This is a genomic window from Acholeplasma equirhinis (genome assembly GCF_017052655.1).
Lineage (GTDB): Bacteria > Bacillota_I > Bacilli_A > Acholeplasmatales > Acholeplasmataceae > Acholeplasma > Acholeplasma equirhinis.
The window spans coordinates 484,183-506,875 of the sequence record NZ_JAFIDC010000001.1 but is presented as its reverse complement, the minus strand read 5'-3'; the positions used below and the strand labels follow the sequence as shown (position 1 = coordinate 506,875).

At 32.1% G+C, this 22,693-nt stretch carries 20 protein-coding genes; 11 read left to right on the top strand and 9 right to left on the bottom strand.

All coding sequences use genetic code 11. The annotated features are described in order from the left end of the window. The first annotated feature begins 188 nt into the window (after positions 1–188). The 5 genes from JV173_RS02350 to JV173_RS02330 all read left to right on the top strand — a co-directional run bounded on the left by JV173_RS02350 (position 189) and on the right by JV173_RS02330 (position 8,304). The gene (locus JV173_RS02350) at positions 189–1,697 is read left to right on the top strand and encodes a hypothetical protein (RefSeq protein WP_205734688.1); all 1,509 of its coding nucleotides are present in this window, start codon (positions 189–191) and stop codon (positions 1,695–1,697) included. A gap of 20 nt (positions 1,698–1,717) precedes the next feature. Further along, entirely contained in the window at positions 1,718–3,070 is a 1,353-nt protein-coding gene (locus tag JV173_RS02345; protein WP_205734687.1) for a sugar ABC transporter substrate-binding protein, read from the top strand. A 98-nt stretch (positions 3,071–3,168) separates the two neighbouring features. Beyond that, positions 3,169–5,613, top strand: a complete 2,445-nt coding sequence (locus JV173_RS02340) for a carbohydrate ABC transporter permease (RefSeq protein WP_205734686.1) — start codon at positions 3,169–3,171, stop codon at positions 5,611–5,613. A 2-nt stretch (positions 5,614–5,615) separates the two neighbouring features. Continuing rightward, positions 5,616–7,019 (top strand): sugar ABC transporter permease, encoded by a 1,404-nt coding sequence (locus tag JV173_RS02335; protein WP_205734685.1) that lies wholly within the window; start codon positions 5,616–5,618, stop codon positions 7,017–7,019. Between the two features lie 4 nt (positions 7,020–7,023). Continuing rightward, positions 7,024–8,304: an alpha-amylase family glycosyl hydrolase gene (locus JV173_RS02330; protein ID WP_205734684.1), complete on the top strand. Its 1,281-nt coding sequence runs from the start codon at positions 7,024–7,026 to the stop codon at positions 8,302–8,304. A 30-nt stretch (positions 8,305–8,334) separates the two neighbouring features. Here the strand turns inward: JV173_RS02330 and JV173_RS02325 are convergent, their stop codons facing one another. Beyond that, positions 8,335–10,137 carry a glycoside hydrolase family 13 protein gene (locus tag JV173_RS02325; protein ID WP_205734683.1) on the bottom strand — a complete coding sequence of 601 codons (1,803 nt, stop codon included), beginning with the start codon at positions 10,135–10,137 and terminating at the stop codon, positions 8,335–8,337. A 126-nt stretch (positions 10,138–10,263) separates the two neighbouring features. On the opposite strand from JV173_RS02325, the gene JV173_RS02320 reads away from it, so the two are divergent. Together JV173_RS02320 and malQ are read left to right on the top strand one after the other, a co-directional pair. Next, positions 10,264–11,952: a glycoside hydrolase family 13 protein gene (locus JV173_RS02320; RefSeq protein WP_205734682.1), complete on the top strand. Its 1,689-nt coding sequence runs from the start codon at positions 10,264–10,266 to the stop codon at positions 11,950–11,952. A 1-nt stretch (position 11,953) separates the two neighbouring features. Further along, positions 11,954–13,420, top strand: coding sequence for a 4-alpha-glucanotransferase (gene malQ / locus JV173_RS02315; RefSeq protein ID WP_205734681.1), 1,467 nt, complete (start codon positions 11,954–11,956; stop codon positions 13,418–13,420). A 27-nt stretch (positions 13,421–13,447) separates the two neighbouring features. Here malQ and msrB read toward each other — a convergent pair whose 3' ends face one another. Continuing rightward, positions 13,448–13,879, bottom strand: a complete 432-nt coding sequence (gene msrB / locus JV173_RS02310; RefSeq protein ID WP_205734680.1) for a peptide-methionine (R)-S-oxide reductase MsrB — start codon at positions 13,877–13,879, stop codon at positions 13,448–13,450. 89 nt (positions 13,880–13,968) lie between these two features. On the opposite strand from msrB, the gene JV173_RS02305 reads away from it, so the two are divergent. After that, on the top strand, positions 13,969–14,679 hold the full coding sequence (locus tag JV173_RS02305) for a lysoplasmalogenase family protein (protein ID WP_205734679.1): 711 nt from the start codon (positions 13,969–13,971) through the stop codon (positions 14,677–14,679). A gap of 7 nt (positions 14,680–14,686) precedes the next feature. Further along, positions 14,687–15,025: an iron chaperone gene (locus tag JV173_RS02300; RefSeq protein ID WP_205734678.1), complete on the top strand. Its 339-nt coding sequence runs from the start codon at positions 14,687–14,689 to the stop codon at positions 15,023–15,025. A 26-nt stretch (positions 15,026–15,051) separates the two neighbouring features. Here the strand turns inward: JV173_RS02300 and JV173_RS02295 are convergent, their stop codons facing one another. The 3 genes from JV173_RS02295 to JV173_RS02285 form a co-directional block, all read right to left on the bottom strand. Continuing rightward, positions 15,052–15,870, bottom strand: a complete 819-nt coding sequence (locus JV173_RS02295) for an oxidoreductase (RefSeq protein WP_205734677.1) — start codon at positions 15,868–15,870, stop codon at positions 15,052–15,054. 50 nt (positions 15,871–15,920) lie between these two features. Next, positions 15,921–16,568 (bottom strand): formate/nitrite transporter family protein, encoded by a 648-nt coding sequence (locus tag JV173_RS02290; RefSeq protein ID WP_205734676.1) that lies wholly within the window; start codon positions 16,566–16,568, stop codon positions 15,921–15,923. Between the two features lie 73 nt (positions 16,569–16,641). Beyond that, positions 16,642–16,956 carry a hypothetical protein gene (locus tag JV173_RS02285; RefSeq protein WP_205734675.1) on the bottom strand — a complete coding sequence of 105 codons (315 nt, stop codon included), beginning with the start codon at positions 16,954–16,956 and terminating at the stop codon, positions 16,642–16,644. An 88-nt stretch (positions 16,957–17,044) separates the two neighbouring features. On the opposite strand from JV173_RS02285, the gene JV173_RS02280 reads away from it, so the two are divergent. Continuing rightward, the gene (locus JV173_RS02280) at positions 17,045–17,824 is read left to right on the top strand and encodes a pseudouridine synthase (RefSeq protein WP_240452999.1); all 780 of its coding nucleotides are present in this window, start codon (positions 17,045–17,047) and stop codon (positions 17,822–17,824) included. 1 nt (position 17,825) lies between these two features. Here the strand turns inward: JV173_RS02280 and JV173_RS02275 are convergent, their stop codons facing one another. Genes JV173_RS02275 through JV173_RS02265 form a run of 3 tightly spaced genes read right to left on the bottom strand, consistent with a single transcriptional unit; the run spans position 17,826 to position 20,202 of the window. Further along, positions 17,826–18,662, bottom strand: a complete 837-nt coding sequence (locus JV173_RS02275) for an RluA family pseudouridine synthase (protein WP_205734674.1) — start codon at positions 18,660–18,662, stop codon at positions 17,826–17,828. A gap of 6 nt (positions 18,663–18,668) precedes the next feature. After that, on the bottom strand, positions 18,669–19,637 hold the full coding sequence (locus JV173_RS02270; protein ID WP_205734673.1) for an alpha/beta hydrolase: 969 nt from the start codon (positions 19,635–19,637) through the stop codon (positions 18,669–18,671). 19 nt (positions 19,638–19,656) lie between these two features. Further along, positions 19,657–20,202 (bottom strand): DUF4256 domain-containing protein, encoded by a 546-nt coding sequence (locus JV173_RS02265; protein ID WP_205734672.1) that lies wholly within the window; start codon positions 20,200–20,202, stop codon positions 19,657–19,659. A gap of 379 nt (positions 20,203–20,581) precedes the next feature. On the opposite strand from JV173_RS02265, the gene JV173_RS02260 reads away from it, so the two are divergent. Beyond that, positions 20,582–21,379 carry a GGDEF domain-containing protein gene (locus tag JV173_RS02260; protein ID WP_205734671.1) on the top strand — a complete coding sequence of 266 codons (798 nt, stop codon included), beginning with the start codon at positions 20,582–20,584 and terminating at the stop codon, positions 21,377–21,379. Positions 21,380–21,392: 13 nt separating this feature from the next. Here JV173_RS02260 and JV173_RS02255 read toward each other — a convergent pair whose 3' ends face one another. Continuing rightward, complete coding sequence (locus JV173_RS02255; protein ID WP_205734670.1) at positions 21,393–22,688, bottom strand: ArsB/NhaD family transporter; 1,296 nt, start codon at positions 22,686–22,688, stop codon at positions 21,393–21,395. Between the last annotated feature and the right edge of the window lie 5 nt (positions 22,689–22,693).

The following is a 22,693-nucleotide window of genomic DNA, read 5'->3' as shown; positions in this document are numbered from 1 at the left end:
AACTATGTACCTCCTCTTCGACTCCAATATATCACATAGTTCATATAATTCTCGTTTAGATGTTAGCGATTACAATAAGAAACCGTTTGCATAATAGTTACTTTTGTAAAGCGTTTACATTTAATACCCAAATCGTGATATACTTAAGCCGTAAGATGATTCAAAACAAAAACTTTTAGGAGGGTAAAATGAAAAAGATTGTCTTATCTTTAGTCGCTATGGCTGCTTTACTCGGGACATTAGTTTCACTTCCACAACTTTTTGCTGCGGATGCTGAAACTGGTAATCTTGTCATCCATTTCAAAAAATGGAATGATGAATACACCGGGTTAGGTGGTTTCACTTGGGCTGTTATTTCAGAAAAACAAACATATGATGGTTTAGATGATTTCGGAGCTTACTTCGAATATTCTGATATTCCAGTTGTTGCAGAAGATTCAACTGCTACAATTCCATTCATTGCTGTTAATTATGCTGATGGTAGCACAGATTGGAGTAATAAATTTACTTCAGACATATTAATTAATCAAACTGTAATCAAAGCAAATAAAACTACTCACGTTTATGTCTTCCAAGGCAGAAACGATGATCCAGGTAAATCAACTGCTGAAAACCCAAGATGGTTTGCCGCTGATCCTGACATGCACAATATGTTATTAGTTTACTTTGATCCAACAGGTAACTATGATGAAAACCTTGGTGTTCATAACTGGGGTGGTTGGTCTATCGGTGATGCTGGTTGGTCAGTACCTAATAAAGTATTCTCTACAGCTGGTGAAACAGAAGGTGGACAAGTAGTTAAAGCTGCTATGTTATCTATCGAACCAGGTGATGGCGGTGCTGTTAAAGATGGTGGTTTACTCATCTATGAAGGTGGAGATGCTAATAAGAGAACTGGTGATGTTAAGATCCAATTAGCTTATGGTGAAGGTACACATGCAGTTGGCACTACTGCTGCTGCTTGGGTTGTATCTAAAGGTGCTCCTTACACAGATGGTGATAACGTTTATTACGGATTTGATGCTTTTGAAGATTATGCTGCAGAAGCATTCACATTCAGACTGAACCCATTCTCATTAGATTCTAATACAGGTCAACCTTCAGGAACTTATGCAGTTCGTCCTACACAAATTATTGTTAAGACTTCTGCTCCTGTTAATAACTTATATGCTGTCGCTGAAACTGCTCAAGCACAAGATCAAGCGTTAGCAACTATGAAATCATGGTTCAAGGTTACTTTAAAAGGTACTCAAACTGAACTTGCTATTGAACGTATTGACTTCGCTTTACGTAACTCATCAATTTCTGATTTCGTTGTTGTTTTAGCTGATGGTGTTCAATTAGACAATACTAAACAATATGTATTATCATTCAATGATGGTGTAAATGAAGCTCAAATTGATGTAAATATGGACACTGAAGGTCCAGAAATTTCATTCCCATTATTAGGTGAAGAAAATATTATCTTAGTACAATGGGGTCAACCATTCGATTTAGATGACTTCCCTCTATATTCTGCATTTGATGATCGTGACGGTGACGTTACTGCTAAAGTATTCGTTCCTGCTGGTCCAAACGCAATCCTAGACACTAGAGTTGAAGCTGACTATACAATTATGTTACAAGTTGAAGATACTTGGGGTAACGTAACACAAGTTACATTCATCTTCCGTGTAACTAAGAATCCACAGGCTTAAGAAAGGTAAAGGACAATACAATGAAAAAGATATTCTTAACATTAATGCTTGTATTAGCATCATTAGTAATCGTTGCATGTACAGAACCTGAAGAAGCCAACAATGGTCAAAGATATGACTTCTCAGAATTACGTGGTGAAAAAGAAACAATCACTGTTTGGATCGACGACCAAAATGGTGAATATATGCAAAAAGTTATTGAAGCCTTCAATGCAACTCCTGCTGGTGCAAACATTATTGTTAAACACCAACATATGGGTACTGTTGAAGCTCGTGAAAAATTAAAGACTTTCGGTTTAACTGGTAACGGTGCCGATATCTTCCAATTCCCACACGACCATTTAGCTACTGCTATTTTAGAAGATTTAGTTTATGCACTTCCAGATGACATCAAAGCTGATGTATCAGAAAGAGCGCATCCACTAGGTTTAGATATTGCTACATTACTTTATAACGAATCAACTGGCGAATTCGGTCCTGGATCAAATGCAGTTGAAAAACTATATGCTGTTCCAATGTCATTAGAATCAGTAGGTTTATACTACAATAAAGCTTTAGTTGAAACTCCAGCTGCTACTTATGAAGAAATTCTTGAACAAGGTGCTATCTGGAATGCTGCTACAAATACTGTTGATGAATCAGGTTTATCAAATGCAGCTAAAGGTTACTATTACTTAGGAACTTCTTCACACTGGGCTGACTCATACTTCATTCAACACATTTATTCAGCATTTGGTTTCCAACCGTTTGGTGAAAACTTAGATGATCCAACTAATGTAGGATTTGCACAAGCTGCAAACGCATTAACTTGGATGGTTAACTCATTAAAACCAGTTGTTACTGGTCAAGGTAACCATAACTCAGCTGGTGCTGGTGCTAATTTCGTTGCTGGTCGTATCCCTTATATCATCGCTGGTCCATGGAACATCGAAGAATATAAGAACGCTACAGGCTTAAGCTTCGGTATCGCTCCACTTCCATCAGTTAATGGCCAACAAGCTAAACCTTTCGCTGGTGCTCAAATGGCTGCAATCTACAAATACTCAGAACATAAAGAAGCTGCTGCTGAATTCTTAAAATTCTTAATGAGTGATGAAGCTATGCAACTTCAATTCGATATGAAGTATAAAGTTCCTGCATTAAAACCAGAATTATTACCTAATATCAATGGTTTCATGGATGATGAATTAATGGTTGCTATTTCAAACCAATTATCATCAGCTATCCCAATGCCTACAATTCCTGAAGTTCAATTCTACTGGGGTCCAGGAGAATCAATGGTAATTTCAGTTTGGAATACAGGTACATTACCAGCTGATGCAGTTACTGCTGCAGAAGTAGCTTATCAAGCACTTAAAAATCTTGGTAAATAATTAAAAAAATAATAAATTTAAACTGACAACTAAGTGTAGGCGATGGAGTAATCCGTCGCCTCCATTTGGTTATTTTAATAAAAGAAAGGTTGTGCAACATGAAAGCATGGAGTGTAATCAAAACCATTCTTTCTGGTTTTATATGGGGTCTAGGACAGTTATTTAATAAACAGTACCTTAAGTCTTTATTCTTTTTTACGTTTTTCGCTATCTTCGTAAGTATAGAATTATTAACATCAAATTACTTCTTCCAAGAAACTTATGATAATCAAATCGCAATGGATAAGATTACTGGTGAATCCATGGGAGAATGGTATTCAAAACGATTCTTCAGTACTTATGATAACGAAGCTTTAAACAAGGGTAATGATCATCCAGAATTTGAAGCATTCTTAACTGAAATAGGGGTTACAAAGGGGAACAATGGTAACTACTATGGTGGACCTACAGGTGTCTTAAATCCAACTGCAAGTCTATTTACAGAAGATAAATTTATTGAGTTTTTTGCTCAAGATATTTTAGAAGCATCCTATTTACGTTATACAAATTTAGCAACTCAAGCAGAAACTCTTGCTGAGAATTTTGATCTTGAAAGTGCAGTTAATTTGGTTACAAAAGAAAATCTATTCTGGGATGATGTGAATAATGTATTCTATTTCGAAAGAAATACAACAGATATTAACGGAAGTCCTAAAAAAGAATATGTTGAAACTGGTTGGTTACATCGTTTAGACAATCCATCAGTTATTCAATCAAATGTTGGTTTAAAAACATTTAATAAGACTGGCTCAATTTATACATATAATGGAAACCATTACGTAGGTGTAACTGCTAATAGTATCAATCAATTTTTAAGATTAAGTTCATCAAATTTTGAACTTTTATCTTCAGGTCCAGGTGTAACATTCACTTCACAATCTCAAATTATTGGACCAATCTATGAATTAAATGGTTCAATCTTTGAATATTATGAACCTGCATTACTTTATAATGGTATTCGTCAACAATATAAACAAACTGCATTCTCAAGATACTTTAGATTAGCACTTGTACAAGGACATTTAAACAACCCTGTAAAACCTGCTGATTTAAAGAGATTAATGATTAGAGTCTACTTTGAAATGCATCCAGATCTTAAAGAAGCATATTTAACTCAGTTTGATAACTTCTTCTACGATCGTGCTGGTATGTTTATCAAAGGTTATTGGGAAGTAATGACTTTAGGTCAAACTAAAGAATTTGCTATTAACGATCACTTATCACTTGTTGATGTAATGGTTGGACGTGTAGGTGAAGCTAACGAATCCACTATGAGAGGTAAAATCTCATATGATGGTACTGTAAACGTTCGCGGTCACGTATCAACATTATTATTAATCGATGGTTTAATTGCTGTAATTCTTTCACTCTTCTTCTTCATCTTCGGTATTTGGTCAATGATTGATACTTGGAGAGTTTCTGAACAAAAGAGATTAGAACATCAAGTACTTAATACAAAACAATACTTTAAGTCAGTCTGGGATAATGGATTTGAATATATCATTCTCTCACCTGCAATGTTTGTATTAGGATTCATTTCAATTATGCCTATCTTATTTGGTTTCATCATTGCATTCACATCGATTAAAGGTACTGGATCAATGGATAACTTATTCGACTGGGTAGGTTTTGAAAACTTTATTGCAATCTTTAATCCAAATACATCTATCGGTTCTGGGTTCTCTATCGCCTTCTGGCGTGTTCTTGGTTGGACACTTGTTTGGGCAGTCATGTCAACATTAACTGTTTTCTTCGGTGGTTTCTTCCAAGCATTAATCTTAAATTCTGAATCAGTCGTATTTAGAAAATTATGGCGTACAATTTTAATTTTACCTTGGGCAATACCTGCTCTACTTTCTCAAATGGTCTTCTCAGTCATTTTCAATGAAAACGGCCTTGTAAACCAAATATTCCAAACAATGGGCTTTTACGAACTCTTTAAAGATTGGGGTATATTAGGTCAAACATTCCAAGAAGCAACAGGTTGGGCAAAAGTATTCTGGTTAGGTAATAGTAATATTCAGTGGTTTACAAATGAACACAATCCAAACTTTGTTCGTGCAACCTTAATTATAGTCAACATTTGGTTAGGATTCCCTTACTTTATGGCATTAATGACTGGTATTATGACTGCCATTGATAAATCATTATATGAAGCTGCTGATATCGATGGTGCAACTGGATGGCAAAAATTAGTTAATATAACAATGCCACTTGTATTATATTCAACTGCACCAATTTTAATTATGACATTCTCAGGGAACTTCAATAACTTCGGGGTTATCTACTTTATTACAGGTGGTAAACCAGGTGACTTAACCGACCCGAATAGGGGATATGCCGGAGACACGGACATCTTAATTTCTTGGATGTACCGTTTAACTACTGATCCAAATATTGCACTTTATAACATGGCATCAGTCTTCTCGGTTCTAATCTTCTTACTCGTTGGTAGTATTACTGCATGGAACTTATCAAGAACCCGTGCATTTGCGGAGGATTAATCATGGACTTTACACAATTTTTAATTATCATATTCGTGGTTGCCGAACTACTTACCGCATTATTTACTAATTTCTCACTGAATTGGGATATAGCAGTTAAAAAAGGTTATGAAACTAAAACTTCCATTAAACTCATCAGTCTAATTCCAATTTATGGTAATAAATACGTTAAAGAGTTAGAAAACTTAAAGCCACAAATTAGTCCAGCTGAATTCGAGTATATTCATTCACTTGAATACATTATAAAACGTGCTGCTGTTGTGAACTTACTTGTTCTTGCAGGTATCTTAATTGCAATTCCTGTCGCTATTTTAATGTATTTAGGTTTTGTAAATAACTCAACAGCAACTATTATGTGGACATTCTTTGTTGTCATCCTTCTACTCTTACATCAAGGCTTAGTTGTTGAATATGCAATGAAAAAAGGTTATGAAGGTATGGAACCTGGACTCATTGGTTTAATTCCTGTTTATGGATTTATTCACTTCAAAAATAAACCTAAACGTCGCAATATTTCACCACAAGCACTTCGTTCTACTTTCTCAGTTGGAAGCATCGTGAAAAAAGCATTAGTTTATGGTGAATTATCGGTTCTAGTTGTCGTTGTATTAATTCCAATTCTTTATATCTTTGGTATGGCATTCTCAGAATCAATGTCAACAGTTCCAAATGAAATCTGGCCATCTAATCCAAGCTGGGCAGGCTTCGAATACTTATTATTCTCTGATGAATCTAAGTTTGCAGTTTGGTATGGTAATACTTTAATGATCGCAGTGATTAACATGCTTATTGGTACAGTCATTATTACTGGTGCTGCATATGTCTTCGCAAGATTCTCATTTAAGGGTAAAAAAGCAGGCTTACTAGCAATCTTAGTCTTACAAGCATTCCCATCTTTTATGGGTTTAATCGCAATGTTCGTCTTATTCTGGAAATTTAACCTCTTAGGACAACCAATTTATTTAACAATTCTTTATATCGGTGGATCAATCCCTGGTAACTTATGGTTAATTAAAGGTTTCTTATCTCAAATTCCAAAAGACTTAGATGAATCTGCGATGATTGATGGTGCATCTAAATTCCAAATCTTTAGACATATTATCTTACCTCTTGCTGTACCAATTCTTACTTTCGTCGCAGTTGGTATGTTCATGGCTCCTTGGATGGATTATATGTTACCAGGTTACTTATTAAATGTACCTGCACCAGGTCAAGATTTAGCTAACATTCAAAATCAATGGACACTTGCTGTTGGTATCTTCTCATATATTAACGATATTAACCAAGCTAATTATCCAGCATTCGCTGCTGCTGCATTAATAGTCGGTTTACCAATTGCAGTCATCTATATGGTGTTCCAACGTTACCTCATCGAAGGTATTATGGCTGGAGCAACAAAAGGTTAATATTATGGCAAAACAAACTCCAAAAACATTTAGAAACTTATCAATTTATCAAGTATTTGTTAGACAACATACACCAACCGGTGATTTTAAAGGTTTAATGAAAGATTTAGACCGTATAAAATCACTTGGGATGGATGTAATTTACCTACTACCTATTCATCCAATTGGAGAAAAAGATAGAAAAGGTTCAAAAGGTTCACCATATTCTATCGTAGACTATTATGCAATTGATAAAGATTATGGAACTTTAGAGGACTTCAAACAATTAATTAATGAAGCACACAATCGTGGTATGAAGATTATGATTGATATCGTCTTCAACCATACATCTCGTGATTCAGTTTTAACTAAATCAAATCCTGATTGGTTCTATCGTAAACCTGATGGTACACTTGCTAATCGCGTTGGTGATTGGAGTGATATTGCTGATTTAGATTTTAGAGTTCCTGGTGTATCTGAATATTTAATTGACGTCCTAAAATATTGGGCACAATATGTAGATGGTTTTAGATGTGATGTTGCACCACTACTTCCACTTGAATTTTGGATGGAAGCTAGAAAACAACTAGATCCAATTAGACCAGACTTAATTTGGTTATCTGAATCTGTTGAATACGGATTCATTAAGTATCTCAGAGATATAGGTTTTGATGCATCAACCGATTCTCAAATTTTTGAAGCGTTTGATATCGCATACGATTATGATATATTCTCATTTATGGATGGATACTTACATGGCCGAAATTCATTAGAAAGATATTTGTATGAAGTTTGGCGTCAAGAAACAGTTTATCCAAAAAACTACGTAAAATTACGTAGCTTTGAAAACCATGACCAAGAACGTTTAGCATCTAAAACAAAGGATTCACACCAATTCATTCAAATGACAAGTATGCAATTCTTCTTAAAAGGTTCAACAATGATTTATGCAGGACAAGAACATCAAATAAAAAAACGTCCAGATTTATTTGAACTCGATCCACTACCTTGGAATGATTTAGAATCTATAGAACCACTCATTCAAAAGTTAACAACCTTAAAGAAAGACCCACTTTTTACAGATGGTATCTTTGAAATCTTAGATTCAAAAGATATTGCAATCATTTCTTATCGTAAAGGTCATCGAAAACTCATTGGTATCTTCAATCTTGAAGGTAAAAATGTTGCTAAAGTTGATTTACCAAACGGTATTTACCAAAATCTATTAAGTGATAATACTTATCAAGTAAAAAACTCCATGTTACTACTTGATCAAGAACCAATTATTTTTGAAGTGTTTGAATAAAAATAAAGGAGCTAATTTAGCTCCTTTTTCCTACTTAATCTTCAAGATTTCATAACCATATGGTTTTAAATTATATTTTTCATTTAATTGAACCATTGTGTTAGTTAATAAACTTTGATAAGTTCCAAATAAATTTGAATCGACCTTTAGATTTAATTCAACATCACTATCATTCATTAAAATTAATAATTGTTCGTTTTGATCTGACTTAATGAAAGAAATTGAATTATCACTAACAAAATGATAATCGCTTGTATGTAACGCTGAATTTTCTTTTCTAATTTTAATGAGTTGTTTGATAAAGTTTCTTAAATCATGATTCCATTTATTCTCATCCCAAATGAAACAACGACGATTATCAGGGTCATGATCACCTGTCATTCCAATTTCACTGCCATAATAAATATTTGGACTGCCTGCACTTGCAAACATCATAAGATATGCAAGATGTAATCTTTCAGCATTATCTTTTAAACGACGCATCATACGAACTGTATCATGCGTATCTAATTGATTAAACATATTTTGCATGACATTCTTTGGAGTTAATGCTGTATAATTGATCAATTCATTTTTAAACTCGTGCATGTCTATTTTATTTTCAAAATATTGCCAAATTGGAATCGATAAATCGTAATTCATCACACTGTCCATTTGGTCACCTCTGAGCCATGGCATAGATGAGTCCCAGTTTTCACCAAAAATGAATGTTTCTGATTTAGCATTTCTTGCAGTATCTCTAACTTTTCTTAAAAACTTATGTGATACTTCATTTGATACATCAAGTCTCCAGCCATCAATATCATATTCTTTAATCCAATACTCAATAACACCTAGCAAATGTTCCTCTGCTAACTTACTATCTGTATTCCATTTTGGCATATACGGTGTATATGCAAACGTTCGATAATTTGGTTTAAGCTTACCATCGTATTTAGGTCTACCATTTTCATCTAAATCAAAATTGATAACAGGATCTTTATCTAAAAAGAAACAATCTGCATATTTAGAATTTCTTCCATTTTTTACAACATCTTGAAAATATGGATGAAAGAAACCACAGTGATTTAAAACACCATCAAGAACAACCTTAATACCAGCTTCATGACATTCTTTTACTAAATATTTAAAGTCTTCATTTGTACCAAATTGAGGGTCAATTTTGTAGTAATTAATCGTATCGTATTTATGTGCAGATGGCGCTTCAAATATTGGTGTGAAATAAATACCCGTTACCCCTAAATCCTTTAGATAAGGGATTTTATCTACAACACCAAGTAAGTCACCACCATATAATTCGTGATTATTTACGGGTAATTTACCCCATGGTAGTTTTGAAGATTTTGAGTGAGAATAAAATCTATCTGGAAAGATTTGATACCACACAGTATCTTTAACCCAAGGAGGTGTTCCAGGTAAATCTTCTTTATTCAAATAAGGATAATTAAAATAATTTGATAAATCATAAAAACTGCCTTCACTAAATTCATTTGTTGGCATCTTCTCTAAGCGTTCGATACGTTTTGATCCATACATATATAAATCATCTTTACTCTTAAGTAAAAATGCATATTTACAACGATAATCACATGGTTCTACTTCTATAAAAAAGTAATCAAACGTGTCTGTTTGATAACGTCTAATCATAGGTACTAAAGTTGACACCCAGGATGCTTTCTTATCTTTGAATTGCCAATCGAAAGGATCACCCCATGTTAAGAAGACTTCTTCTAAATCACCTTTAGCAGCACGAAATAAAATATGTAATTTTTTATCATCATATTGATAGGAATATTCTGATTTAGCTTGATGAAATAAGGCATAAGTATTCATAGTATATTTTTCTCCTAATTCATTATAACATTGCATACTTTATATGCGAAATATGTAACCGCTATCATGTTTCTATTAAACGTTCTTTTTGATACAATAAAGGTGATTAAACGAGGTCTTTTTTCTATGAAAAAATGGTGGATGGAATCCGTTGGATATCAAATTTACATCAAGAGTTTCTATGATGCAAATAACGACGGAATTGGTGATTTAAAAGGAATCACAGAAAAACTTGATTATTTACACCTTTTAGGTGTTAATTTATTATGGATTACCCCTTTTTATGATTCTCCGATGGATGACAATGGTTATGATGTCAGAGATTTCTTTAAGGTTGCACAAATGTATGGTACTTTAGATGACTTCAAAGAAATGTTGCAAAATGCACATAATTTAGGCATTAAAGTTATTATGGATTTTGTTTTAAATCATACTTCTGACGAACACAAATGGTTTTTAGAATCTAGAAAATCACTTGATAATCCATATCGTGATTATTATATTTGGCAACCACCTAAAATAAAAAATGGGCAAAACTCAGAACCTACGAATTGGGGTTCATTCTTTGGTGGTTCTGCTTGGAAATATGACGAAGAGACTGATCAATATTATATGAAGATCTTTAGTGATAAAATGCCTGATTTAAATTGGGCAAATCCAAATGTTAGAAATGCTATGATTGAAGTTGGTAAATGGTGGCTTGATTTAGGTATTGATGGATTTAGAATTGATGCTGTTTCTCATCTAGATCGTGCACCATTTAAAGATTCTACTTTTGGAGAAGGTATCGTACTCGATTGGTTTAAATTTTCTAATTTACCTAAAGTTCATGATTACCTGAAAGAATTGAATGAAAAATTGTTTAAACCTTATGATGCATTTACAATCGGTGAAGTCGGTGGTAGTGCAAGTTTGGAAGAGGCAAAAAAATATTCAAGCTTTGATTCAAATGAATTATCTATGGTATTTAACTTTGATCATAATTGGAAAAATAATTTATGGGACATATTAGACCTCAAAGACTTAAAAGTTGATGTTGTTGGTCTTAAAGAAGTTATCCTTAAATGGCAACAAAACTTTAAATCAATTGGTTGGTTACCACTTAACTGGTTAAATCATGACCAACCACGTGTCGTTTCACATTATGGAAATCCTAATTATCACGAAGCATCAGCTAAAATGCTAGCTACAATTATGTATATGTCACGTGGTACACCTTTCATTTATCAAGGTGAAGAAATTGGTATGACAAACTATCCATTTAAAGATCCAAGTGAATTCAACGATATATCTACAATCACAAGTTATCATAACGATATTAAAAACAACCCAAAAGAAAAAGATAGGATTTTTAAGCAATATGCATTAAAAAATAGAGATCATCCACGTACAATGATGCAGTGGAGTGATGAAGATTTTGGTGGTTTTTCTAAACAGAAACCTTGGTTCCATGTGAACCCTAACTATAAAGAAATTAACGTTTTAGATCAAATTTCTAGAAATGATTCCATTTGGCATCATTATCAAAAAATCATATCACTCAGAAGATTTTCTAAGTATCATGAATTAATTACTTATGGTGATTATGAAATGTTATTAAAGAATGACCCTAAACTATTTGTTTATCAAAGAATGCTTAATAATCAAAAAATGATTGTTGTTGGTTCATTTAGTGATTCTAAAGAATCTTTTGATTTAACAACTTTCAAATTAGATGAAATCATTCTACAAAGTCATAAAAATATTAAATTAACAGATAATAAAATTATTTTACGACCTTACGAATCACTCGTATTTACGGTCAAGGGAGAATAATATGAGAAAAACAGGTATATTATTACACATTTCAGCTTTACCATCTAAATATGGTATTGGAAGCTTTGGTAAAGAAGCTTATAAATTCGTAGACTATCTCGATCAAGCAGGTCAAACTTATTGGCAAATTCTTCCTTTAGGTCCTACTTCTTACGGTGATTCTCCGTATCAAACATTTAGTGCATTTGCATTAAATCCATATTTCATTGATTTAGACATCTTAATAAAAGAACAACTTTTAAAACGTTCTGAAATCTTAGACTCAGCAGGTTGGGATTTTAAAGTTGATTACGAGAAAGTGTTTAATGAACGCTTCATTGTCTTAAGAAAAGCATTTGAACGCTTCAATCAAAATGATGAAGGTTATCAAGGCTTTTTAAGAGAACATGGCAATTGGTTATATGATTATGCATTATTTATGGCAATCAAAGCTTCATTAAATAACGTTTCATGGCAAGAATGGCCTGAACCACTTAAATTAAGACATAATGATGCGATTGAACAAGTTAAAGTGTCATTAAAAAGAGACATTGAATTCCAATGCTTCATGCAATATAAAGCATACCAACAATGGTATTTATTAAAACAATATGCGAATTCTAAAGGAATTAAAATTATCGGTGATATGCCAATTTATGTTGCTCTTGATTCAAGTGATGTATGGACAAAACCAGAGTACTTCCAACTAGATGAACATAGAAGACCTACTTTAGTAGCAGGTGTTCCACCAGATAACTTCTCTGCAGATGGTCAACTATGGGGTAACCCACTTTATAATTGGAATGCATTAGAAAGTCATGAATACAGTTGGTGGATTCACCGCGTATGGTCTAATACAACCATGTTTGATTTAGTCAGAATTGATCACTTTATTGGTTTTGTTAATTACTTCGGTATTCCATTTGGTGATAAAACTGCAAGAAACGGTCAATGGTATAAAGGACCTTCATATAAACTTTTTGATAAAATCAAAGAAAAACTTGGAAATAAACCAATTATTGCTGAGGATTTAGGTGCAATTACAGATGAAGTTAGAGCGCTTCTTGCACACACTGGTTTCCCAGGAATGAAATTATTGCAATTTGCATTTGACGCAAGAGAAACATCTGATTATTTACCACACACATACCATAAAAATGTAGTTGCTTATACTGGAACACATGATAATGAAACAACTGCTCAATGGTTTAAAGGTTTACCAAAACAAGATTTAGCATACTGTCTTGCATATATTAACCATCAAACTGGATCTAAAGTTGATTCACTTATTAAAGCTACTTTAGCATCTGTTGCTGATACTGCAATCATTCCAATGCAAGACTACTTAAACTTAGGTAGTGAAGCCAGATTCAATATTCCATCAACTTTAGGGGGAAACTGGACATGGCGTATGAAACCTGAAATGTTAAGTGCAAAAATTAAAAATAAAATTTATAAGTTCACTAAACTATACGGTAGACTTAAATAAAGAAAAAAGCGGAAATTGTATTCCGCTTTATTTTTTCTCAAAATATTTTAAATATTTTCCATATCCTTCTTTTTCAAGATTTCTTACAGGAATAAATCTTAATGCTGCAGAATTGATACAATACCTTAATCCACCGAGTTCTTCTGGACCATCTTCAAAGACATGACCTAAATGACTGTCTGCTTCTTTACTTCTTACCTCAGTTCTTACCATAAAGTGAGACATATCTATTTTTTCTTTTACAATTTCATCTTCGATTGGTTTAGAAAAACTTGGCCATCCACACATTGAATCAAACTTATCCTTTGAAGTAAAAAGTGGTGTGCCATCAACAATATCTACATAAAGTCCTTCTTCAAAATGATTCCAATACTCATTTTGAAAAGGTGGTTCTGTACCATTTTGTTGTGTAACCTTATATTGAATTGGTGTTAAATGATCAAGTTTCTTTTTTTGCATACTATCACCTCATATCTTTATTGTAGCACTTTATTTGATATTCAAAATATATATCACTTATAATTAAACTAATTATAAGGAGATAAGATATGAATAAAATTCAAAAATATAGTCTCATTGTACCAGTTTCAGTGGTATTAATGTGGCTTCTAAGTGAACTATATGGTGCACTTGATTTAATTTGGAGTAACGGATTTACTTTGCAGTACGCATTGATTTTCTTTTTGCTGGGTTATGCACTCATCGAAAATGAAAAACCAGTTTTAGTCAAAATCTTTTTAGTTTTAGGTGGTGTCTTTTGTTTAGTTGGAGATACATTTCTTGCCAATGCGTTTAGAAACCACTTCTCATTAGGTGGTTTACGTATGCCACTTGGTATGGCAGGTTTTTTTATCGGACACACTTTTTGGTATTTAGCAATTCTTGGATTTAAAGATCCTCTAGATAAGAAAAGAATGTATGTATCTTTTGGAGTAACATTTGGTGTATTAATCATTTTATGGTTCCTATTAATCAATAATAACTTCGATTTATTAAGTATCTTAGCACTTGTCTATTGTATCGCTTTAGGTACACCACTTGCGCATTCTATTGCTCAATTTGGCAAACAACCTGCTTACAAATTATTAACTGTTTTCTATACAATATTTATACTGTCTGATATGATTATAGGTATGAAAGACATCAAAGGAATGGATATTCCTGCTGCTGGATTCTTAATTTGGTTTACTTATATTATTGCACTTGCAGGTATTGTTTATTCACTAGTTCTTCATAGAAAAATGCAAGAAAATGCCTAGAAATATGATGGATTTTGGCAGTGTTGATGATTATATTTCATCAATTGATCCAAAAGCTAGACCTATTTTCGATGAATTAAGAAAGTTTGTACTTACTTTAAGTCCTGACATTAAGGAAGCAGTTGCATATGGTATTTTAGGATTTTATTTAGGCAAGAAAAAATTCTATATTGGTGGATATAAAACACATGTAGGTGTATATACTGGTGGTACACTTCTTGATAAGTTTGGACCTGATGTTCAAGCTTTAAGAAAAGCGAAGGGAACTATTCATTTATCTTTAAAAGATAAAATTCCTTTTAAAATAATTTCTCCAGTCATTAAAGAAGCTTTAGGGTTAAAATAAAGAGAATCATTTAGATTCTCTTTTTTCTATCTATGTAGTAAAATACTATCCATTAATTTATCTGGTAATATTTTTTTAGAAATTACCGCTAATTTACCAAGTTTACCCATTACATATCGAGTTTTTGGATGCTTAGATTTAATAGCTTTAAAAACTGATTTTGCAACAACATTAGGGTCAGAACCAATTTTCTTATCTAAATAATCGCGTTTTGCATCTTTTTTAACTTTTTCAAGTAGATTGGTATATGCCGATTCTTTTGGTAATTTATCCGCATAATCATAAGTGATACCCATAAATTCAGTTTGAATTAATCCTGGTTCCATTAAAATAACTTTAATACCAAATTGTTTAACTTCAAGCCTCAAACAATCACTAAATCCTTCAAGTGCAAACTTACTCGCATGATACCAACCACCAAGTAACGATGCAACTTTTCCACCAATGGAAGATGTATTAATGATTTTACCTTTTTTCTGTTTTCTCATAATCGGTAAAACGAGTTTAGTCATTTCAGCTAATCCAAATAAATTCACTTCAAATTGTTGTTTTGCATCACTTTCAATAATATCTTCTATTGGTCCATATAAACCATATCCAGCGTTGTTAAAAAGAACATCAATTCTTCCTTCTCTTTGGAAAATAGTTTCTACTGCATGGATTCTAGACATTTGATCAGTTACATCAAATTGGAAAAATTCAATACCATAAACTTTTAATTCTTCTAATTTATCAAGTCTTCTTGCTAGTGCATAAACTTTATAGCCTTTTTGACTTAATAAAATAGCAGTTGCTTTTCCTATTCCTGAGGAAGCACCTGTAATGACAACGACTTCTTTTTCCATACTATCCCTCACTTTAATTCTATTTTAACAAAAAAAGGCTTAATAGCCTTTTATTTGTTTTCTTTAGGTTGTTTAGTTCCAGCAAGTTTTTCTAATCCATTAATTAAAACTGATCCAACACCGTTACCAAGTAACATCACGATGAATGCCAGTAAAACTTCCCAAGTGAATGAACCTGATACAACGAAATAATACGCATTTGCGATACTGTGTTCAACACCAGCAAAGATGAAGATCACAACTGCGAAAATGTTTAGAACCACTTTTGCAACATCATTCGGAACACGTTTATAGCCTTCTACACCAAGATACATTAAGAAACCACAAATGATTGCTTTAGTGAAGATTGAATAAATTGGTGCATCTAATTTTGCTTCAACTAGGTGATGTGCATTTTCAATTACTGTCGTCATACCACTTATGTGAACAAGTAATGCAAAGAATGATAAACCAATTAAATTACCAACAACGATATAGAGTAAGTCTAGTAAGTAACTTGGTTTTTCATCAATGATATACGCAACTCTACCAGTAAATAATTTAAAGTCTAATGTGCAAATTGATAATAACCCAAATCCGAATAGGAATGCTCCTAAGATCATGTTTTCGTTTTTAAGGGCAAGGTATGTAGTTGCAACAATCCCAACAACGATACCAGATAATACTGCGGATAAAATATATTTTAATGTTCTGTTCATAATGCCGTCCTTTTCTTTACCACATTTAATTATATTAAAAAGGAACGAATTTGCAACCAAAGTTATAAAAATATTATTTAATTTTTTTCTTAGGTACTTTCAAATGAGGTATAATCGCATCTATCACATTTTTTATGAGAATTTTGTTATCAATATCTATGACATAATGCAACTTTGCACCATCATATGGATAACCAACTTCAGCATTTTGCAATAACTCATCTAAACTTGGATGCATTTTAACATATACAATATTATCGCAAACTAAAAATGTCGGTTTTTCTTCAACATAAACCATATATTCACCAAACATTTTTTTACTTCTAAAAAAATAAGGTCCTTCTATTTGGTTTAAAACATATTCGATATAATCAAAAGTTGTTCCCATTTACTTCACCTCTTCTTTATTCTACATAATTTATTGTATTATATTGGTTACTTTGATAAAATAAATTGATAATAAAAAGGTATAAATCATGGACAAAGCTAAACAATATAAAAAAACAGAATATACCACAAGAGAACATTTACTTTATGATGCTAAAGAAATGATCAGACTAAACAAATACATCTCTGAATGTGGCGTAGCATCTAGAAGAGAAGCCGACCGAATGATTGAGGTTGGTCGCATTAAAGTCAATGGTATTAAAGCTGTCGTTGGTATGCAAATCAAATCAACCGATGAGGTGACTCTTGATGGTAAACTCATAACATTAAAAACTGAAAAAATTTATATTGCACTTAATAAGCCAGAAGGTATTGTATCAACAACAGATACAGCAATTAAAGATAATATGATTACTTTTATGAACTATAAAGAAAAAATCTTCCCAATCGGAAGACTTGATAAAGAAACATCTGGTTTAATTCTACTAACAAACGATGGTGACATCGTCAATAAAATCTTACGTGTTGAAAATGGTCACGAAAAAGAATATATTGTTGAAGTTGATAAGAAAATTTCTAATGAATTTATTGATACCATGCAATCTGGTGTAACTATATATAATCCAGTTTCACATAAGAATCAAAAAACAATGCCTGCAGTACTTAAACCCTTAGATGATACAAGATTCCACTTAACCATCAAACAGGGCTTAAATCGTCAAATAAGACGTATGACAGAAGCTTTAGGTTATAAGGTTGTTAAATTACAACGTATTCGTATCATGCATATTGAATTAGGTGACTTACCAATCGGTTATTGGCGTTACTTAACACAGGATGAAATTCAAAAACTTGAAGTTTTAATGTAAATTAGAAGGGTACTTTCGAAGTGAAAGTTACCTTTTTATTTTCTCTAAAATGTGTAAAGGTAATCGATTTAAAGTGTAACATTAAGCGAATATACTTATACTTTCCATAAATTGGATCACCTAAAACAGGATGACCAATAGAAGCTAAATGCGCTCTAATTTGATGCGTTCTGCCACTTTCAATAGAAATCTCTAATAAAGAGTTATTCTCTTTGTAGGTATTCACTTCATAAATCGTTAAAGCTGGTTTACCTTTTGGTGAGATGATCATCATCTTATTTGATTTATCCATCTCTAGTGGTTGATTGATTTTACCTTTTCCAGGCATAACTTGTCCTGCAACTAAAGCTTCATAAACTTTATGAATTTCTTTTGTCTCAAATTGATAAGAAAGATATGCAAGAGCAACAAAATGCTTAGCATATAATACTAAACCTGAGGTAGCTTTATCAATTCTATGTACAGGTAATACTGGATGATAGTAATCTTTCTCATGAAAATAATTAGCAACTCTACTATTTAATGTATCAAGTTCATTACCATCTGTATGAACAAGTAAATCAATTGGTTTTTCTACTACAAAGAAATCCCCATCTTCAAAGATGACATCTATTGCTTCATCGATTCTAATTTGATCTGGATCTTCTTCCAATTCAAGTGTAATTTCATCATTTGGTTTTAAACGATATTCAGAGTTCACTGGTTTATCCCCAATTAAAATTCGTTTTGTTGAAGAATATTGATAGATAACAGCTTTCCCTACATGTAAACTTTGTAGATACTCTCTAATGGATTTTCCATTATATTCTTGACTTGGTTTTAAACTTAGATATAACATTTTTAACTACCTATTTTCTTTAAAATAATTTTGTGTTGCATATTCAAAGGTATCAAGCAAAAATTCTATTGCTTCTTTTGCTATACTGCTATTTGAAATTAATGTATCAAACGCATGGAATCCACCATCGTAAATATTGAAATAAACTGGAATGCCTTCAGCTTTTAATTTTTCTACGTAAATTCTAGTTTCATCTAAAAATGGTTCAACTGAACCTACGTAAGTTAAACAAGGTGGTAAGTTTTTAAAATTATCTGCACGAGCTGCAGCAGCATAAACCGGTACTTTTTCGGTTTCAAACAAATCACCTAAATATAATTTCCAACCTTCATAATTGGATTTGGAATTCCATATAGGATCTTTTAGATTATCTGTAGCAGATTCGGTTTGCATTCTATCATCAATCATTGGATATAAAGGAATTTGAAAGGCAATGTTTACCTCACCTTTATCTCTTGCCATATGTGTGATAGCAGCTGTTAAACCACCACCTGCAGATTCACCACCAACCATTATTTGATTGATGTTAATCATATATTCAGCTCCGTAATCTTTTACCCATTTTAATGTGGTATAACAATCATCAATTGCTGCAGGATAAGGGGATTCAACAGATAATCGATAATCTGGAGAAATAATGACACAACCGGTACGATCAATGAGTTTTTTAAATAGTTTTTCATTCATCTCAGGTGTACCTAAACCATAACCACCACCATGGAACCAAACGAGTACAGGTGCATTAGGTTTTCTAATGATTGGTGCATATACGGTAATTCTTAAGTCACTTCCATCGAGTCTTTGAATAAATCTTTGTTCATAATAAAGTCTAACTTTACATTTACCTTTCATTGTACCTAAAACAGTATTTGCAAGTTGGGCGGTATTTTCTTTAAACGATGGTAAGAAAAACTTAATAAATGCTGCACTTAATCTTAACTCTGGATGAATGATTGGCTCTTTTTCAGTATCCATATTTTCCCCTTAACTGATTTTATAAACTAATATAACCTCTAAATCCTCTTGCCGCATAATAACTATCTGCACCATTATGATAAGTAAAAACTGTATCATAACGACGATCACAGAAAATTGCACCACCTAATTCTCTAATTCTTGACGGTGTGACAACCCATGAAGAAGTTTTTAAATCAAAAGGTTCAATCGTTTGAAGTTTTCGATATTCTGCATCATCTAACATCTTGATACCTAACTCACGTGCAAGATCCATTGCAGTACCTTGCGGTTTATATTCTTTTCTTTCTTCCCAAGCTCTTCTATCATAACATAGACTACGTCTACCTGATGGAGATTCTTTTGAACAATCAACATAAATAAATGGATTATCATCTTTAAATCTAGCTACAAGGTCAGGTTCACCACCTGTTTCTTCCATATTAAAAATGGTTTCTAATGCTTTTTCATTAGATTCCAACTTATTTAAGACTTCTTGCCATGTCAAATTTGGATGTCGATACATATGTCTTAAAAATCTATTTTCTAAAGTTTTCAATAGATTTTCTCTATTAAATTCACTCATTAATTGCACCTTCTTTAGACATTCTTACATATTGTCATGTAATTATTATATCATCCTTAAGGATGGAAGCCTTTAATTTACAGTTAATATAAAAAGATATATAATAGTATAAAGATTAATCTGAGAGGTAAGTAAAACATTGATTGCTAATAAATTTCAAGAAAAATGGAATAAGACACAATATAAAGACCAAGCACGCAATGTGTACTTGTCTTCCTTTTTCATTGTTATACTTTATAGCATTTTATTAGTTATTCTTGGATATTATTGGTATTTATTAATCAATATCCTAATCGTGTCTGCTATCTTAACATCGCTTTATGCTAATAAAAAGTCAAAACATGCTCTGGCTTCATTAATATTTATCATCGTTTGTTCTTTGACAACTGGAGCTTATTCGGTTATCTTCGGTTTTATTTCAAATTTCTTATTTTATGCATTCTTAATGACAAGCTTAACAATTTTTACAAATTGGAAAAGGTCTACCAAATTCCATATCATGGTTTGTCTTGGTGCAGTCTACATTTTATGTGGTATCTTAACTTATTATTATGGGCCACTTGAAAACTTATCTATCGAACTTCAAATGGTATTCATGATCATCAATTTAGTATTTTGTATGGTGAGTGTTGCAAGAACAACTGCCTTCTTCTTTAATACAACTAAAGAAGCGCATGAACAATTAGCAATTCTAGCTTCAACAGATTATTTAACAGGGCTTCCTAATCGTACAAGTTTTGTATACACTTACGAGAAATTACAAGATGAAAATGAGACCGGAATCGGTCTAATGATGATTGATACTGATGATTTTAAATTATTTAATGATACATATGGTCATATATATGGTGATGAAATTCTACAAACTGTTTCAGATGTATTTAAATCAGTTAAGCAAGCAAATCATTATATTGCTAGATATGGTGGTGAAGAGTTCACTGTTTTAGTTAGATCAAATGATGTGAATGAAGTTTACCAATTTGCAGAACTTTTAAGAAATAACGTTATTGAAATTGGAAATTCTATTGATAAACAACTTTCAATTTCAATTGGTCTTGTTTATATGCCGCTGCATTATATGGGACATCCTAATTTAATTTCAATTGCTGATGAATTGTTATATCAAGCAAAAAGTGAAGGTAAAAATAAAATCGTTTCAAAGGTGTTAGGCCTTTAAACGATTTTTTTTATTAAATAATTAGACTTAAAACAAATAATCCCATTAATAGCGAAACAATACCTAAGATTAATAATGTTTTTATGTATTTTCCAATACTTATTTTTATCTCATGCTGCTTAAGTAGGTCGTACCACATTAATCCTGCTAATGCTCCAAATGGTGATAATAAAACCCCAAGATTCGCACCAATGATTGAAGCATATGTTACCTTTAGTGTTAAGTATGCAGGTACTTCTTCAATAACAAGTTGCATAAACATTGTCATTGGTAAATTATTCATAATGTTTGCAAGGAAAAATGTTGAAATACCATAACCATATATTGGATCAAATTGATTTAACAAATTAAAAACTTCAACGTGAAAACCATTTTGTTTAACACTATCAACTAATATATACATACCAATTATTAAAGGAATAAATGTCCATGGTGCCTTTTTTAAAGTACTCTTGATTAAGTGCTGAGAGTTTTTATGTTTTCTGTTTATAAAATAAGTAATTCCTAATAACGAAATATCTGCAACGATTGTGATAATCCACATTTCAAGCGAAATCAAATTAGATAGGGTTAGTAATACTAAGGTTATACCTAGATGTACTAAACCCAAGACCATTTTAGTTTGATCTATTTCTATAACTTGATCCATCGGTACTTCAATTTGCTTTTTAAGTTCTTTTCTAAATATAAACCATAATATTAAATAACTTACAATTCCAGTGATTATGCCTGGAATAAACATCACTTTCATATATTCGAGAAATGAAATATTTTGATTTGTCGCAAGATATACGTTTGTTGGATTACCTACAATCAAAATTAAACTGAAAGTATTAGCAAATACCAATACTGCAAACAAATAAGGTAATGGATTAATTTTTGCATGTCTTGCAAAATAAATCATGATTGGAATAAATGTTAAGATGATGACATCATTACTTACAAATATTGTGAGTATACTTACAAGGAGTGAAAAATATAAGAATATTTTATTCTGATGATTATTAACTTTTTTTAACACCCAATAGGCTACTTTTTGGAAGAATCCAATCTCATTTAAATAAATCGATAAAATAGTCATTGAAATAAAAAATGTAACCAATTTAATTGGGTTCATTTCACTATCTTTAAAGATTGAATCAATCAAGTTTTTAGAGTCCATTCCAGTTGTGAAAATTGCAACGATTGCACCAATTAGAACAATTAACCAATACGATTCAAATTCTTTTTTAAATAGTCTAATTTTTGGAAAAAAGATTAAACCTGACATCATCAAAATTACAGTTGTTACAAAGACAATAATTGCCATATAAT

Bases quoted from the DNA above. Each gene is read 5' to 3' on its own strand.
- JV173_RS02350 (WP_205734688.1), top strand. From the start codon at position 189: ATGAAAAAGATTGTCTTATCTTTAGTCGCTATGGCTGCTTTACTCGGG.
- JV173_RS02345 (WP_205734687.1), top strand. From the start codon at position 1,718: ATGAAAAAGATATTCTTAACATTAATGCTTGTATTAGCATCATTAGTA.
- JV173_RS02340 (WP_205734686.1), top strand. From the start codon at position 3,169: ATGAAAGCATGGAGTGTAATCAAAACCATTCTTTCTGGTTTTATATGG.
- JV173_RS02335 (WP_205734685.1), top strand. From the start codon at position 5,616: ATGGACTTTACACAATTTTTAATTATCATATTCGTGGTTGCCGAACTA.
- JV173_RS02330 (WP_205734684.1), top strand. From the start codon at position 7,024: ATGGCAAAACAAACTCCAAAAACATTTAGAAACTTATCAATTTATCAA.
- JV173_RS02325 (WP_205734683.1), bottom strand. From the start codon at position 10,137: ATGAATACTTATGCCTTATTTCATCAAGCTAAATCAGAATATTCCTAT.
- JV173_RS02320 (WP_205734682.1), top strand. From the start codon at position 10,264: ATGAAAAAATGGTGGATGGAATCCGTTGGATATCAAATTTACATCAAG.
- malQ (WP_205734681.1), top strand. From the start codon at position 11,954: ATGAGAAAAACAGGTATATTATTACACATTTCAGCTTTACCATCTAAA.
- msrB (WP_205734680.1), bottom strand. From the start codon at position 13,879: ATGCAAAAAAAGAAACTTGATCATTTAACACCAATTCAATATAAGGTT.
- JV173_RS02305 (WP_205734679.1), top strand. From the start codon at position 13,969: ATGAATAAAATTCAAAAATATAGTCTCATTGTACCAGTTTCAGTGGTA.
- JV173_RS02300 (WP_205734678.1), top strand. From the start codon at position 14,687: ATGGATTTTGGCAGTGTTGATGATTATATTTCATCAATTGATCCAAAA.
- JV173_RS02295 (WP_205734677.1), bottom strand. From the start codon at position 15,870: ATGGAAAAAGAAGTCGTTGTCATTACAGGTGCTTCCTCAGGAATAGGA.
- JV173_RS02290 (WP_205734676.1), bottom strand. From the start codon at position 16,568: ATGAACAGAACATTAAAATATATTTTATCCGCAGTATTATCTGGTATC.
- JV173_RS02285 (WP_205734675.1), bottom strand. From the start codon at position 16,956: ATGGGAACAACTTTTGATTATATCGAATATGTTTTAAACCAAATAGAA.
- JV173_RS02280 (WP_240452999.1), top strand. From the start codon at position 17,045: ATGGACAAAGCTAAACAATATAAAAAAACAGAATATACCACAAGAGAA.
- JV173_RS02275 (WP_205734674.1), bottom strand. From the start codon at position 18,662: ATGTTATATCTAAGTTTAAAACCAAGTCAAGAATATAATGGAAAATCC.
- JV173_RS02270 (WP_205734673.1), bottom strand. From the start codon at position 19,637: ATGGATACTGAAAAAGAGCCAATCATTCATCCAGAGTTAAGATTAAGT.
- JV173_RS02265 (WP_205734672.1), bottom strand. From the start codon at position 20,202: ATGAGTGAATTTAATAGAGAAAATCTATTGAAAACTTTAGAAAATAGA.
- JV173_RS02255 (WP_205734670.1), bottom strand. From the start codon at position 22,688: ATGGCAATTATTGTCTTTGTAACAACTGTAATTTTGATGATGTCAGGT.